At 62.0% G+C, this 14,060-nt stretch carries 10 protein-coding genes and 1 pseudogene; 1 reads left to right on the top strand and 10 read right to left on the bottom strand.

Annotated elements, in window-relative coordinates; translation table 11 throughout:
- Positions 1 to 5 precede the first annotated feature (5 nt).
- A complete protein-coding gene (locus ACP15P_RS12800) occupies positions 6 to 1,505 on the bottom strand; it encodes a winged helix-turn-helix domain-containing tetratricopeptide repeat protein (protein WP_424928861.1) in 1,500 nt (499 codons plus the stop codon).
- A gap of 1,717 nt (positions 1,506 to 3,222) precedes the next feature.
- On the opposite strand from ACP15P_RS12800, the gene ACP15P_RS12805 reads away from it, so the two are divergent.
- The gene (locus tag ACP15P_RS12805; protein WP_424928862.1) at positions 3,223 to 4,938 is read left to right on the top strand and encodes a hypothetical protein; all 1,716 of its coding nucleotides are present in this window, start codon (positions 3,223 to 3,225) and stop codon (positions 4,936 to 4,938) included.
- Positions 4,939 to 5,176: 238 nt separating this feature from the next.
- Here ACP15P_RS12805 and ACP15P_RS12810 read toward each other — a convergent pair whose 3' ends face one another.
- The 9 genes and pseudogenes from ACP15P_RS12810 to dgoD form a co-directional block, all read right to left on the bottom strand.
- A complete protein-coding gene (locus tag ACP15P_RS12810; protein ID WP_424928863.1) occupies positions 5,177 to 5,884 on the bottom strand; it encodes a copper homeostasis protein CutC in 708 nt (235 codons plus the stop codon).
- A 619-nt stretch (positions 5,885 to 6,503) separates the two neighbouring features.
- Positions 6,504 to 6,611 (bottom strand): annotated as a pseudogene (locus ACP15P_RS12815) (hypothetical protein); the annotation flags it as partial.
- A gap of 43 nt (positions 6,612 to 6,654) precedes the next feature.
- Positions 6,655 to 7,542, bottom strand: a complete 888-nt coding sequence (locus ACP15P_RS12820; protein ID WP_424928980.1) for an aldose epimerase family protein — start codon at positions 7,540 to 7,542, stop codon at positions 6,655 to 6,657.
- A gap of 21 nt (positions 7,543 to 7,563) precedes the next feature.
- Positions 7,564 to 8,319, bottom strand: a complete 756-nt coding sequence (locus ACP15P_RS12825) for a FadR/GntR family transcriptional regulator (protein ID WP_424928864.1) — start codon at positions 8,317 to 8,319, stop codon at positions 7,564 to 7,566.
- A gap of 6 nt (positions 8,320 to 8,325) precedes the next feature.
- Positions 8,326 to 9,273, bottom strand: coding sequence for an ABC transporter permease (locus tag ACP15P_RS12830; protein ID WP_424928865.1), 948 nt, complete (start codon positions 9,271 to 9,273; stop codon positions 8,326 to 8,328).
- 38 nt (positions 9,274 to 9,311) lie between these two features.
- The gene (locus ACP15P_RS12835; protein WP_424928866.1) at positions 9,312 to 10,847 is read right to left on the bottom strand and encodes a sugar ABC transporter ATP-binding protein; all 1,536 of its coding nucleotides are present in this window, start codon (positions 10,845 to 10,847) and stop codon (positions 9,312 to 9,314) included.
- A gap of 72 nt (positions 10,848 to 10,919) precedes the next feature.
- Positions 10,920 to 11,885 carry a substrate-binding domain-containing protein gene (locus ACP15P_RS12840; RefSeq protein WP_424928867.1) on the bottom strand — a complete coding sequence of 322 codons (966 nt, stop codon included), beginning with the start codon at positions 11,883 to 11,885 and terminating at the stop codon, positions 10,920 to 10,922.
- 28 nt (positions 11,886 to 11,913) lie between these two features.
- Positions 11,914 to 12,675: an SDR family oxidoreductase gene (locus tag ACP15P_RS12845; protein WP_424928868.1), complete on the bottom strand. Its 762-nt coding sequence runs from the start codon at positions 12,673 to 12,675 to the stop codon at positions 11,914 to 11,916.
- The gene (dgoD, locus tag ACP15P_RS12850) at positions 12,675 to 13,847 is read right to left on the bottom strand and encodes a galactonate dehydratase (protein WP_424928869.1); all 1,173 of its coding nucleotides are present in this window, start codon (positions 13,845 to 13,847) and stop codon (positions 12,675 to 12,677) included. The genes ACP15P_RS12845 and dgoD overlap by 1 nt, the downstream gene beginning before the upstream one ends.
- Positions 13,848 to 14,060 lie beyond the last annotated feature (213 nt).

The raw sequence follows: 14,060 nt of genomic DNA on the forward strand, positions 1-14,060 counted from the left end.
CAGTGTCAGCCCAGTACTTCCGCCGCCTGTGGCGGCGCGAGACCGGCGGCGACACGGAAGAACGTGTGCGCGCGCGCCAGGTAATCCGGGTTCGCGCTCAGCCAGCGTCCCGCAAGGCGGGCCTCGACCAGTTTGGGCGCGATGCGCTCGACGGCCTGAAATGTCCCGGCAGCCTTTTCAATCCGACCCTGTCCAACGTACGCGATGGTGCCGAGGATCAACGGCGTCGCGCTCTGCGCGGCCTCGGCCAGGGCAGCCTCCGCAGCGATTGCCGTGGCGTCGTAATTGCGCGCTGCAAACTGTGCAAACCCAAGGGCGCAGAGCATCGAACCACGGGCAGGGTCCCGCGGAGAGCGCCTGAGACCGGCCTCGGCCAAGGGCACGCCAATCTCTGCACAACCATTGATCGCCTCATAAAACCCAAGCCAGCACAAGGTCACGGCGCAATTCGGGTTCATCCTGTGGGCCTGCCGCAATTCAGGGAGACCCGCCGAAACATCCTGTTTCATGAAGTGCAACTGTGCCCGGAGCCTGCGAGCCTGATAATCCGTCTTGTCGATGGTAATGGCCTGTGTCGCGGCGTCGATGCCTGCGGCCAGTGTGTCAGGAACGCTGTCGGTTGTGCCGTGGTAGACATTCCACCAGGCAACCCAGGCCAGAACCCGCCATGCAAGCGCAGACCGCGCGTCGCGCGCCAGAGCCTGTTGCGCCATGTCCGCGGCCGCGTCGCGCGGACCCGGATCATAGGCCATTTCGCCAGAGGAGATCGCGAACCAGGCACGCTGGGCGATACCATAGCTGGTCAGATCCTTGGGGGGAACGACGCTTATGCGTTTGGCCTCGGCCCGGTCAATCTGCGGCGAGAGGCAGGTGACGATGCTTCGCGCAACCCGCGCCTGTGTCTCGAAGTGATCGGCCATCTCCCGGTCGAAGCTCTCTGCCCACACATGCCCGCCCGTGGCCGCGTCGATCAGCTGCGCCGTGACCCGAACCCGGTCGACGCTTGCCCGCACGCTGCCTTCAACGACATAACGCACTCCCAACTCGCGCGCGACCGCGCTCAGGTCACGCGGCATCTGGCGATAAACGAAGGCGGAGTTGCGGGCGACGACGAAAAGATCGCGGAAGCGGGAAAGCTCCGTGGTGATATCCTCGACGAACCCATCGGCGAGCCAGTCTAAAGCAGGATCACCGCCCATGGTTTCGAACGGCAGCACGACGACCGATGGCCTGTCCGGAAGCGCCAGATCCGGGCCGTGCGACAAAACGTCGAGGGCGAAGCAAAGTCCACGGCCCGGGACGGTGACAATCGCTTCCGGACCCAGAGCCCGACGCAGATTGGCGACCTGTACGTTCAGATTGTTGTCGCCGACCACCGTGTCAGGCCAGACGACCCTCATAAGTTCGTCCCGTGGCACGACTTTGTCGCGCCGAAACACCAGCGTCTCCAGAAGATCGAAAGCACGGGACCCGATCGGAACAACTTCCCCCTCACGAAAGAGCATCCGCCTCCGACAGTCCAGGATGAACCCGTTGAAACAAAGTCGATCCATGATTTCTTTTTTAATCAGAATTTGTCATCGATGGTGGGACAATATCAGAATTCGCGCGTTCATCCCAATACTATGACGAGGCGTCACGTCTGTTGGCTCAAGCTTCATTAAAGAGGATCCAGGGGCCTTACCGTACTGCGAAACAAAAGGTGGCCTTGCGGCCATCCGGAAGTCGGCTTTTTACGTCGCCGCATTCCCTCTTGCGCCTGCTTGGAAAGTCCGGTTGCCGCCACACCGGACGAGTGGCGACCGGCCCTTTGATGCCGGTCAACCTTACGATCGGATGTTGCAACGCGGCGCTCCACTTCTGACATTCACGGCACCGGCATGCACCGGCCACATGCAGACCGGGAGGAGACGGATGAAGCGGCCGTGCGTGCGTATTGTCGGAGATCAGCCGTAGCACCCATTGTGCATTCAGTGATGAAACCTGGTCAGGAACTCAAGGCACCGTCCCCTGCACTACCTGCTGGCCGCCTCCAAAAATCGGGAAGAGATGGATCGAGAAGATAATGAACAACGCCATCATAGCGATACTCTTCCAGCTTCGCTCCCGGCTTTTAGGCACACCATTCATCGAATACCTCCTCCCCGTCGAAGGATTCAGGCTTTGCCGCATGCACCTGAACCGGTGTGCCGGCCACCAACTCAGGTCACGTTGCCGGACCGGCGATGAACAGAATACCGCTGGCGTCTGGTTTTTTCGCACATGCGCGCGCCACCGTTCCAGCTCTCATCGAAACGCGTGCAAGAACACGGCTGTAAAATTGCCTGTCAGCCACTTGCAAAGCGCGCTCTGCGGCGGCTTCAAGTCCGATGTCCTTGAGAATTGCAAGCCCGCCATCACAGGTCGCGGCTACTCATCCATCGAAGAGCTCCGGCGTCATCACATCATGGCCTGCACCGCGCCGCTCCCCGGCAAGCTCAAGTTCGACGGGTCGCAAACCCAGCACGGAAAGAATAAGCAATACTGTGGCCATCTGCGACTTCCCATATCAATATGGTCCATATTTGTTCCGTCGTGATTTTTGAAACGCGACAAGTCTTCCGCTTTCCATCCGGTCGTCATTTTTGCTCACCGACCTTGCGGCGCCACACTGCAAATCCCAAACCAGTGGACCGTCATGTGTCCACCGGTATCGGAAACGCTGCGTACGACAGGCCTGAGGTACTGCTGCTCGGTTCAGGTTTGACACCCGTCGTTGCAGGCGGCCAGAGGAAGAAGCCGCTTGTGCGGCATTTGCGCCCATAACTGGCGTCGGTCGCCGGTTTGATTGTGGTGCACCGTGGGAATGGGCGCGCCTTTCTGATGCTGTGACCTCTCAATCGACAGAAAGGAGGACGAAAGGACTGAAGAAAAAATTTTGCCGTTGCGTGCGCGGATGATGGAGGACATGCGCATTCGTGGGATCGGCGCCAAGGTGCAGAAATCACATATCAGGGCGATGGGGGATTTCGCGGCGTTCCCCGGGCGCTCACTATGAGACAGGTGCCGTCGGAGGGAGGCTGCAAGGCATTTGTTGGCCGCGTCGAACGTGCACTGATCGTTGCCGCCGGTCCGGATTGAGCCGGCTCAAACGGACCCCGGAGTTTTGTCGCGGTCCGGGAAGCTGTTGCATCACGGGTTTATAATGCACCCACCAGTTTTTGGGTGATTCCGGAGGTCCAGATGAAACATGCTTCACTAAGCCCAACCACGCTGCTGGCGCTCGGCATTGCGGATATCAACAGTCGTCAACCGGTGAAAAAGGAAAATGTTCGGGACGCCGCCCAAGGTTTGATGGAGACGCTGTCCGGTGATGAAATCAGTTCGGCAGTTGACGCCATGGACGTCGAAATTGACCGGGTGGATGTTCAGTGGTCCATAGAGAGCGATGTCGCGGAATTTCGCGACACAATCCTTGAGGCCCGGTCTCTTCTGTACAGGAGCCTGAAACTCAGATTTGACGGTGTTGACATGCTGGTGGCCAGGGTAAACCCGGATGGCTGGTCGGCCGGTGCCGCGGACATGGTGATGCAAAGAACCTGGCCGGACGGCACAATCTTCCGTTCCAGCGAAGTATGGACCCGGGTCCGGCACGGACTCGCCGCGGCCCTGAACGCGGCCGACGACTGGATCAGGCACGATCTTTACGGAACCGGCAACCGGGACAGGCTGCTTGAGGAGCATGAACCGAAGCCGAAGCGGACCGCACCCGAACAGGAAATGCCGCCGCATATGCTGTTCACTCTTGGCGAATTTCTTGAAACCAACCCGTCTTCCGACATCGTGGATATTCAGCGGCACCTGCGAGCGCAACTAAACGCGCACCTCGCGGAATGGTCGGGGCAGGCAAAACGCGCACTGCTGGAAAGCCGCACCGCGTTCCTGAAGCAATTCGGCGTCGATGAAAGCCTCGACACCCGCCGCGCGCGTAGGAAACGGCTGGAAGAGGCCCTTGAAAAGCGCGACATGTCGGAACGTCTGGACCGGCTCATGATATCCAGCGTTCCCGAAACGGTGCTGGAGGCCCTGACGCAGGGTTTTCAGGCTGCCAGTCCGGGCGCCACGACAGCCGATCTGATGGGACATCTGCGGACGGGAATGGAACGGCTTCGCGATATTCACGAACGTCTGGATGGTCTGGGCAACGCCTCCCGCTACGGATACGTGAAAACGGCGGACTTTCTTGAGCTTGCCGATTTCGACGCTGCAGCCACGGTCATTGAGGAGGTCCGCGCACTCGCGCAAAAACTGGCAGCCAAGGGGACGCCCTTTCTGCCACCAGCACCGCCACGCCGAACGCGCCGTCACCTCTATGGCGTGGACCTGCGCGGCTTTAAGATGGTGGAGCCGGAAGTGGATGATCTCCTGCCGCGGGATTCCTTCCTGAAACAGGGCGTCTACGCGGCGGCCCTGAATGGTCCACCCGTGCGCTACGCAAGGGCGGCGGCGAAACTCGGCAATCATTTGGCCCGGGACCGGCAACAGATCACGAGAATGCAGTTCCGCGAACGGCTGCAGCTGTCAATTGGCTGGTGGGAGGCAGCCACAGCCTGGTGGACCCGCCCAGACTACCCGCGAAAATGGGGCGTGCTTTCCTGCAACATGGCAAACGCACGGGCGAAACTAAGCATGCTCAGGAACGAACCATCGGGACTCGCACCGGCCCTTGCCGAAATGCAGTCCGCAAGGGACGTACTGGAAGAAGCGGGAGAGGCATGGTGTTACGCCGCCGCCCATTCGGCATTCCTTCGCATCAGATCAGACATGATCCGGCACGGTATCGAGGCGTTGCCCGCAGGTACCGGACACGAAGCCATTCCCAAATCCGACCAAACCGGGCCAGGCTGCACTGCGTCTCCAACACTGGTCCCACCATGTTTCAAAGGTCGACCCGTGTGAGAAGGACGCCTGTTCGGTAACCTGACCGGCGCCCGGTGGTCCGCCTTCGACACCTGTTTATCAGACCGCTCAGCGATCGAATGCCCTGACGGATCATCTGCCTCCGGCAAGAGCCATCTGACGAATTTCCGATGCCGGGGGAAATGAGACCCGTGCATGGAACGCGCTTTTGGATGTCGTACCAAAATGTTGACGCTTCTGATTTGAACCCGCGCCGGTCCTGGACGGAAGACGGCCACTACGCTGCGCCGAGTGCGGCGACCATCATTCGTACTTCGGTCTCGGATGTTTCGAAACGACCCCCCGGCGGATCGAAATCCGAAAATGCCGGATCCCCCGTAACAGCTCTGCGGCAGGCGGCATGAGCCTCGGTTGCGCCGGTCACCGCAAGTACATGTGAAACATTTTCCGGCGTGAGGCCGCATCCGGGCATTACAGATATCCTCCCGGCGGCCTGAGAAACCATCTTTCGGATGAGGTGAACCCCGTCCGGTGCGAGGGGTTTCGCGCCGGACGTCAAAACGCGTTCAAAGCCAAGTGCAATCGCCTGTTCCATGGCCACCAACGGGTCGGGAACCACGTCAATCACACGGTGCAGCGTCTTGCCGAGTCCTCCGGCTGCCGTGACCAGTCGCTCCAGGACGGCCATGTTCAGCGTTCCATCTGAGAGTTGTGCGCCCAGAACAACACCCGCCAAGCCTGCTTCGCGGGCAATGGCGATATCAGCCAGCATGATATTCGTGTCGGCATCGGAAAATACAAAAAGGCCGCTACGTGGCCGGATCATCGCGTAGCAGGGCACTGGCAATCCAGCCGCAGCCCTCATCAATCCGGCGGATGGCGTCAATCCACCCTCAGATAGTGACGAACAGAGTTCTATACGTCCCGCACCGCCGTTTATTGCGGCCTGGGCTCCTTCAAGAGTGTCAACGCAGACTTCCAACATACTCCAACCTTACTACTGCAGAATATCCCAATGTTTACGGGAACCACTCAAAAACTATTCGGCCCATATGTATGTCCCGACTGCTGTTCGCAAATAATTTCTGGCATGTTCTCGGAAGTCGCTCATACGTATCCGGCCTACTGATCGACACGCGGGTCGTGGCCCTGTTGGGGTTACGCACGCGCCGTGGTCTAATTAGCGGCAAGGTCCAAATTGACCGAATGGGCCGTCAGACTCTGGGGGCGTAATTGTTCCGTTTCATGCTTTCTGTCAGTCGCGAAGTCCTCTGGGTCGATCCGGCTTATACGCCGACAGCAACCTCGTCTCTGGGCCCGTCAAACGCCGTCTTGTGTCTCAAAATGCTCCACGCCATTCGCGCCAGCTTGTTGGCCAAGGCGGCAGCAAGCTTGTTGCGGTTTGGCCTGCTGCCGGTTTCGTGGACGGCAACTTAAGCTTTCATAGCCCGCTCCTCAAAGATTATCGGACTTAGATAACCAATGGTCGAGTAACGACGCCTGGGGTGGGCTCTGAGGGCCGCTTGCAGCATCACGCGCTCAATCCAATGCAGGCCACAGGATGGCTCTTGACGCGGCCGGGCTATTGCGCGTGCGAGCAGGTTTCACAGGACAGGCTCGAACTCAGCGTTTGCCTGCTGGGCCGCGCCGCGCGGGTCTCTGACGAGGGCGATGACCGTATCCTCGGCGCTCATCAACCAGAGGCGCAGGTTCGTCGATCCCCAGTATGAGGCGACTCAGGCGGCGGAGGCAATGTCAGGTTGCTACATTTTGTTTATGCAGCGGGCCCGAACTGTGCGGATGCACTGATAGGGTCATTGCAATCCGGTACTCTTGTTTAGGGCGCAAGGCCGTCAGGCCATTTGGCCCAGTGTGCGTTTCGCCGCTGACATGCGATTGCGGCTCTACGGCAAAGCGGTTCAGCGCTGGGTCGGCGTAGAACATCAAGACCGTCGTGCCGATTGAAGTGAGGGTCAGATCGTATTCAAGGCAGGGTTGACTGATGTTTGCGGTGCCCTTCCAACCAGAATAGCATTCATTGCGCCAACCCGCCGGTAGACTGCGCCCCAGCTTGTAATCGGCGGCGTCCGGCACGGGGACGTGTCCCATTGGCAGGTGACCAGGGCCTTCGGGCCAGAGTGTACTGGCCTCAAAACGAAGCGTGGTGTCGGGATGCCTCGGAAAGAAGGGATGAAACCCCAGCCCGACTGGAACGGTAGCAGAGCCGTCGTTCACGGCCCGGAGGCTCAGGGTCAAGCCCGTCTCCGAAAGTCGCATCCGATAGCCAAGGCTCAAGTTATAGCCGTGATCGAGCAGGCGCAGGGTCAGGTGACATTGATCCGTCTCAACCTGCGCGACGTGCCACGGACGATGCCACGCCCAACCGTGCAGGCAGAGCGGATCGTCGGTATTGGGCGAAAGATCGGCAGTGCGCCCTGCAATGGTCAGACGGTTGTCACGCACCCGGTTCGCGAAGGGCGACATAGGGAACAACGCAGATTGCCCTGCGTCCTGCGGGCTTGGACAGGCTGCTGCCAGAATGGGCAGACGGCCAGAGGCGGTCACGAGGTCAAGCGACCGAATGGACGCGCCCTGATCCGGATCGACCGAAAGGTTGAGCCTGTCGGAGGACAACTCAATCATGGCCAAAAGAAGGGAGGGCGGTCACGGGTGATTTCCCGGGTTGCCCGTTTCGAACGCAGCAATACGGTTCAGTTCCCCCGCTGCGAGCGCAACCAACCCGGTCATCAATTCACGCGCGCTGTCGGCGTCGCGCATCCGGATCGCCTCGAGTACGGCGCCATGCGTTTCCAGCGAGGCCTCAAGGTTCTCCGACGCGCGCGTGGTCAGGCGGAAGCTCATGCGCAGCGCCGATCCGATAACAGCACCGAAATTGGCGAAGATGTCGTTTTTTGACGCCATAAGGATAGACTGGTGGAAGTCCTCGTCCGCCTCGACGGTTCCTTCGATGTCGCCTGTCGCACCGGCGCACATGCGGTCGTATGCGGTCTGGATACGCCCAAGGTCCGTCCCGTCAGCGCGCAACGCAGCCATTTCGGCGGCAGCCGGTTCAATGACCTGCCGCGCTTCGGTCAAGGAACGGATGAAGCTGGCGTCCGGAGGCAGGCGTTCGCGCCAGGCAAGGATATCGCTGTCGAGATGATTCCACTGCTCTGACGGCAACACGACGGTTCCGATGCGTGGACGGCTTTCGATCAGACCCTTGCCGGCGAGCATCCGCACGCTTTCGCGCAGGGCCGTCCGGCTGACCTCCATCTCCTGGCTCAACTCTGCCTCTGTCGGCAGACGGCTGCCGGGCGAAAATTCGCCCGACAGGATTCTCCGTGCCAGCGTACTGGTCACCATTTCACGTTGGCGCGGAGGTATGCTTCGCAGCGGTCCTGTCCTGTTAATCGCCATGCGTCCTCAGCTCTTGTTCAGCCGGTATTCCGCGAGAAATACCGCGAGGATCAGAAGTGTCCCCTTGGCAAGCATCTGGTAAAACGTAGGGACTGCCGTCAGGATCATGCCGTTGTTCAACACCCCGATGATCGCCACGCCCAGCAGTGCGCCGACCACCGTGCCACGGCCACCCTGCATCGCGCAACCGCCGAGGAAAGCGGCAGTGATCGCCTCGAGTTCCAGTCCGTCCGAGCCCGAGATAGGCTGCCCCGAACCGGTCCGTGCCGCCAGCATGATGCCGCCCACGCCAGCCATGATGCCCGACACGACGTAGATCGCCACCCGGTAACTGGGGATGTTCAACCCCGATAGCCGCGCCACGATGGCGTTTCCGCCAATGGCATAGTAGTTCCGGCCGACGATGCTCTTGTGCATGAAGACGTAGAAGCCGATTGCCACGGCGACGAGGATCCAGAGCGGCGCGGGCAGGCCCAGTATGCGGCCAGTGCCGATCCAGCGGAAGGCGTCGTTGAAGATCGAGATCGACTGCCCGTTCGACAGGATAAAAGCGATACCGCGGAAGATCGCCATGGTCCCCAATGTCACGATCACCGCGTTGATCCGCCCGTAGGTGATGAGCAGCCCGTTCACCAGCCCGGCGAGTCCGCCGACAACGATGCCCGCCAGCAGGCCCACGCCCGCCATGTCGGTGGCCTGGATCGCCATGGCCGTGGCCACGGTCGTCAGCCCCACGATGGAGCCGACTGAGATGTCGAGTCCGCCCGAGACGATCACCCCGGTCTGCGAGATCGCCAGTACACCCAAGATCGCCACGCCCATGCCGATGTTCAGCAGGTTGCGCGTCGAGAAAAAGACGTCGCCGCGCAGCACGCCGAAAATTACGAGCAACCCCACCAGCGCCACCAGCAGGCTGATGTTGTGAATTCCGATACGTTCTGTGACACGGTGCATGCTGAACCCTCCGTGCCCAGAATCTGCGGTCTGCTCGGTCATTGACCTACTCCTTCAAGTTGTGCCGAGGCCTCGGCCGACCCGTGCGTTATGGCCGCGGCCATAACGGCTTCCTCACTGGCATCGTTGCGGTCGAACTCGGCGCGGATCCGGCCGTCGGCCATGACCAGCACCCGATCGGAGAGCCCGAGCAGCTCGGGCAGCTCGGAAGATATGACGATGACGCCCAACCCTTGGGTGTCGGTGAGATTGCGGATTAGGTCGTAAATCTCAGAGCGCGCGCCCACGTCAATGCCGCGCGTGGGCTCGTCGAGTATCAGCACCTTCAGGTCCGAAGCCAGCCACCGGGTCAGCACCACCTTCTGCTGGTTGCCGCCCGAGAGCGACGTTATCGGCGCGTCCAGCGACGAGGCTTTGAGCCGCATCTGCTTCGAGATGCCCGAGATCAATTCCAGCGCCTTGGAACGGCTGAAGAAACCGCCGCTCGACACCTTCTGCGGCACGCAGAGCACCGCGTTCTCGAGGATTGTCTGCATCAGCAGCAGCGCCTCCTCCTTGCGATCCTCTGGGGCGAACCCGATACCCGCCGCGATGGCCGCGGCGGTGTCGCCCGAGGGCAGCTCAACTCCGTGGATCAGCACCCGTCCGGCGCGGCGGCGATGGAAGCCAAAGATGCCCTTGGCCAACTCGGACCGCCCCGCGCCGATCAGCCCGCCGATACCCAGCACCTCACCCGCCCGCAGGTTTAGCGAAACGTCCGTGACATGCTCCGTCGTAATATTCTCGACCTCGAGCACCACATCGCCTGTGGCGGCCGCGCGGTCCGGAAACATGTCAGACAGTGGCCTGCCCACCATCAGGCGGGTAATCTTTTGCTCGGTGATCCCGTCGGCGGGCAGGTCGTCCACCAGTTCACCGTCGCGCAGCACCGCCACCCGGTCGGCCAGTTCGGTGATCTCGGCCAGCCGGTGCGAGATGTAGATGATCGCCACGCCCTCCGCCCGCAACTTGCGGATGATGTCGAACAGCCGCCCCGTCTCCTCGTCGGTCAGCGACGAGGTCGGCTCGTCGAAGGCGATCATCCGCCCGCCCGCCTGAACCGCGCGCATGATCTCGATCATCTGCCGCTGCGCTGGCCCCAGCCCCGCGCACAGCTGGCGCGGCCGCAGTTCGCCCGCCATGCCGAAGGTCTCGAGAAGCGCGGCGGTGTCGGCGTAGAGCTTCGACCAGTCGAGGAAGACCCGCCCCCTGCGCGGCAGGTCGCCAGTAAAGATGTTCTCGGCCACTGTGAGGTCGGGTACGATCTCGGGCTCCTGGTGGATCACCCGGATGCCCGCCGCATGCGCCTCCCGCGGCTGAGCGAAGCGCACCTCGCGGCCCTCGATCTCGATACTGCCCCGAGACGGCGGAAAGACCCCCTCAAGCAGCCGCATCATCGTGGACTTGCCCGCGCCGTTCTCGCCCACGAGCGCAAGAACCTCGCCGCTACGCACGTCCAGCGTGATGTCGGTGAGCGCGCGCACCGGGCCGAAATGCCGTGTCAGCCCCCTGGTGCGCAGGAATAGTGTCCTCATGACGGGCTCTTCTCCCTTGTGCGTCAGGTTCACGTGAGACGGGCGGCGCAGACCGCCGCCCGCCGTCCCGGCTTAGCTGCAGAGCCGGTCCGAGTAGTCGCCGAAGTTGTCCAGCGTGATGAACTCGGGGTCGGAATAGGTCGCCTGCGGCAGCTCCTCACCATCCTGGATCGCGGCGAGCAGCAGCTTGACCGCGTCGCGGCCATGGTTGGCCGAGTTGAGCCACATCGTGCCCTTGAAGGCAGACTCGCGCCCGTTGCCGAAGGCATCGCAGGAGCGGCTGCCGTCGATCCCGATGCCGATGCCCGCGTCCGCCGGATAGCCCGAGTTCTCCATCGCCCGCGCCGCGCCCAACACCCCGTCATCGTTGCAGGCGTAGAAAATCCAGTGATCGTACTGCGGGTTCGCGGTCAGCGTCGTGGTCATGACGTCGATGGAGTTAACCATCGTGTTGTCATAGGCGGCACGCACGATCTGGTCTTCGGTCAGATCCGAGTTCTCGAGCAGAGCTTTTTCCGCGCCGCCATTGCGTTGCATGCAGGTGTCGGCCTTTCGGTCCTCGATCGACACAATGCCGACGGATGACTTGTCCCAGCCCGCGGCCTTGTAAAAGTCGGCCAGTTCCTTGCCGACATTCTCACCAATAGCAAAGGCATTTAGGCCGACATAGGGCACGGGATCGCCGTTTTCGGTCTGGATGTCGTCATCGACCGCGATCAGCGGCACACCGGCCTCGGCGGCGCGAGCGGCGACCACCGGGCCAAGCGCCCGGTCGGGCACCACAATGGCGATGCCGTCCACACCGTCGCCGATCATAGTGTCGAGCGTTGTGATCGTGAGGTCGGCGTTGAACTGAACGTCCTGGCTGACGAACTCGGCGCCGCCCTCGCGCGCCGCTTCGGCTGCGCCCGCGACTTCGGCCACGAACCATGGGTGATCGCCCATTTTGTTAATGTAGCCGATCTTGAGGTGCTCAGCCTGGACCGAGAGCGGTAGCAGCAGGGCCGCACCGATTGCAGTCAGTGTCAAGGTTTTCATGGTTTCTCCTCCCATTGAATTGACAAGGTCAGTCGTGAAAAAGTGCCGATCGCCCCCCGTCGATCGTGATCGTCTCTGCATTAATAAATGTGGCCTCGTCCGAGGCCAGGAAGACTGCCGTCATGGCCACCTCCTCGGGTCGCCCGATCCGTCCGGGCGGGTGCAGCTGTTCGGCCTTGCGGCGTTCGGCGGCAGGGTCTTCGAACGTGTCCCAGTAGGCTTGGGCGATAACCGTATCCACGTAGCCAGGCGCGATGGCGTTCACCCGGATACCTTCGGCGGCGTATTCGATGCCGAGCGATCGCGTCAGACCAATCAGACCATGCTTGGCGACGGGATAGGGGAAGGTGTGCGGTATGATTTTGAAGCCATGCGTACTGGCGATGTTGACGATGGCACCCGCGCCCCGGGCACGCATGTCGGGCAGCACAGCTTCGGACATGGCCCAGCCGGCTTCGAGGTCGAGCGCCATGCAGCGGGCCCACTCGGACCGTGGCATCTCGTGCGGGCGGTGAAACACGTTGGCACCCGCGTTGTTGACGAGGATATCGATCCGGCCAAAACGGTCGAGGGTCTGGCGGATCGTCGCGTCGATATCCGCCTGATCCGTTACATCGCACCGGCAAAACAACCCCTCGGTCTCGGTTGCCACTGCGGTTCCGGCGACTTTGTCGATCTCCGCGATCACCACCTGCGCGCCCTGGGCGGCAAAGGCGCGAGCGATAGCCGCGCCGATGCCCCGACCGGCACCGGTGACGATCGCCACCTTGTCCTGAAGCCGCCCCGCCATCACCAGTCCACCACCGTGCCGTCGGGCATCACGGCGTTGCGGGTGTGCAGCACCTCCTGCTCGAAGGGATGACGGGCAATCTCGGCCTCGTCGACCTCGAGCCCGAGGCCCGGCCTATCGGGAAGATCCCAGCGACCGGGTTTGCGGTCGATGGGCCATTGCACGACGTCGTCGTACCAGGGCACCGCGCCGACCATCTCTTCCTGGATGATGTGGTTGGGCGTCGACACGCCGAAGTGCAGCGCCGCGATCCCAGCGATGGGCCCCAGCGGGTTGTGCGGTGCAACGCCAACTCCCGCAATTTCGCAGACCGCCGCGATCTTCTTCGCCTCGCCCAGACCGCCCACGTGCACGATATCCGGCTGCGCAATGTGAAAGGCCCGCCGGCGGATCGCATCCTCGAAGGCGGCCCGGCCGATCAGCCGCTCGCCCGCCGCGATGCTGATCCGCGAGGTGCGGGTCAACTCGGCGCAGCTCTCGATCTGCTCCGGCGGCACCGGCTCCTCAGCAAAGAGCGGCCGGGCCGGCTCCAGCGCGCGCAGGAAGTCTCGAGCCAGCGCCGCCGAGGCCGGGCGGCCGTGGAAATCGACCATGATATCGACATCGGGGCCTACCGCCTGCCGCAGCGAATCCATCGCCATGCCGACGCCGTCGATTGCACGGTTGGGCGCGATGTAATGGACATAGGGGATCGAGACGACCTTGACCGCGTCATAGCCCGCGTCGACCACCTGCCGGCCGCGCTCGGCCAGTTCGTCGGCGCTGTTGGTCTCGTAGACCGAGCTCATATTGCCCATGCCGAGGTGCGTGTAAGTGCGCAGGTGCTCGCGGCACTTGCCGCCCAGCAGGCGCCAGACGGGTGTGTCGAGTGACTTACCGAGGATGTCCCACAGCGCGATCTCGATGCCGCTGATCGCTGACATGCCGATCACGCCCATCCGCCAGAAGCCGTGTCGGGTCATCACCTGGAAGCACTGTTCGATATCGCGCGGGTCCATCCCGAGGAGCAGCGGCTCGAAGTCCGCGATCGCCCCGATGACCGAGCGCGTCTTCCATTCGAGCGTCGCCTCGCCCCAGCCGATTAGGCCAGGGACGTCGGTCTCGACCCGGACAAAGACCCAGTTTCGCATCTGCGCATTGCAGGCGACAGCGCTGATCCCGGTGATCTGCACGACAATTCCTCCCCATTTGTAGTATAATTACACGTTAAGAAAGACAGCTGTCAATAACGATGTCTGTCTGCCATGCCCTCGTAAATTGCCGAGCGCCAGACGGCCGACCCCTTGCAACGGGAACATATCCGTTCGCCGAACCCCTCGCTCCAGAAGGTCGACCTGCATCTCAGGCAGGCCCGCGCGGTAGCAACGTCGGCCGTCGCCTTAATT

Source organism: Amaricoccus tamworthensis (genome assembly GCF_049800875.1).
Taxonomy (GTDB): domain Bacteria; phylum Pseudomonadota; class Alphaproteobacteria; order Rhodobacterales; family Rhodobacteraceae; genus Amaricoccus; species Amaricoccus tamworthensis.

Excerpts from the sequence above, each read along its gene's own strand:
- ACP15P_RS12820 (WP_424928980.1), bottom strand. The coding sequence starts at position 7,542 with ATGATTGAGTTGTCCTCCGACAGGCTCAACCTTTCGGTCGATCCGGAT.
- ACP15P_RS12845 (WP_424928868.1), bottom strand. The coding sequence starts at position 12,675 with ATGGCGGGGCGGCTTCAGGACAAGGTGGCGATCGTCACCGGTGCCGGT.
- ACP15P_RS12840 (WP_424928867.1), bottom strand. The coding sequence starts at position 11,885 with ATGAAAACCTTGACACTGACTGCAATCGGTGCGGCCCTGCTGCTACCG.
- ACP15P_RS12835 (WP_424928866.1), bottom strand. The coding sequence starts at position 10,847 with ATGAGGACACTATTCCTGCGCACCAGGGGGCTGACACGGCATTTCGGC.
- ACP15P_RS12810 (WP_424928863.1), bottom strand. The coding sequence starts at position 5,884 with ATGTTGGAAGTCTGCGTTGACACTCTTGAAGGAGCCCAGGCCGCAATA.
- ACP15P_RS12805 (WP_424928862.1), top strand. The coding sequence starts at position 3,223 with ATGAAACATGCTTCACTAAGCCCAACCACGCTGCTGGCGCTCGGCATT.
- ACP15P_RS12830 (WP_424928865.1), bottom strand. The coding sequence starts at position 9,273 with ATGCACCGTGTCACAGAACGTATCGGAATTCACAACATCAGCCTGCTG.
- ACP15P_RS12825 (WP_424928864.1), bottom strand. The coding sequence starts at position 8,319 with ATGGCGATTAACAGGACAGGACCGCTGCGAAGCATACCTCCGCGCCAA.
- ACP15P_RS12800 (WP_424928861.1), bottom strand. The coding sequence starts at position 1,505 with ATGCTCTTTCGTGAGGGGGAAGTTGTTCCGATCGGGTCCCGTGCTTTC.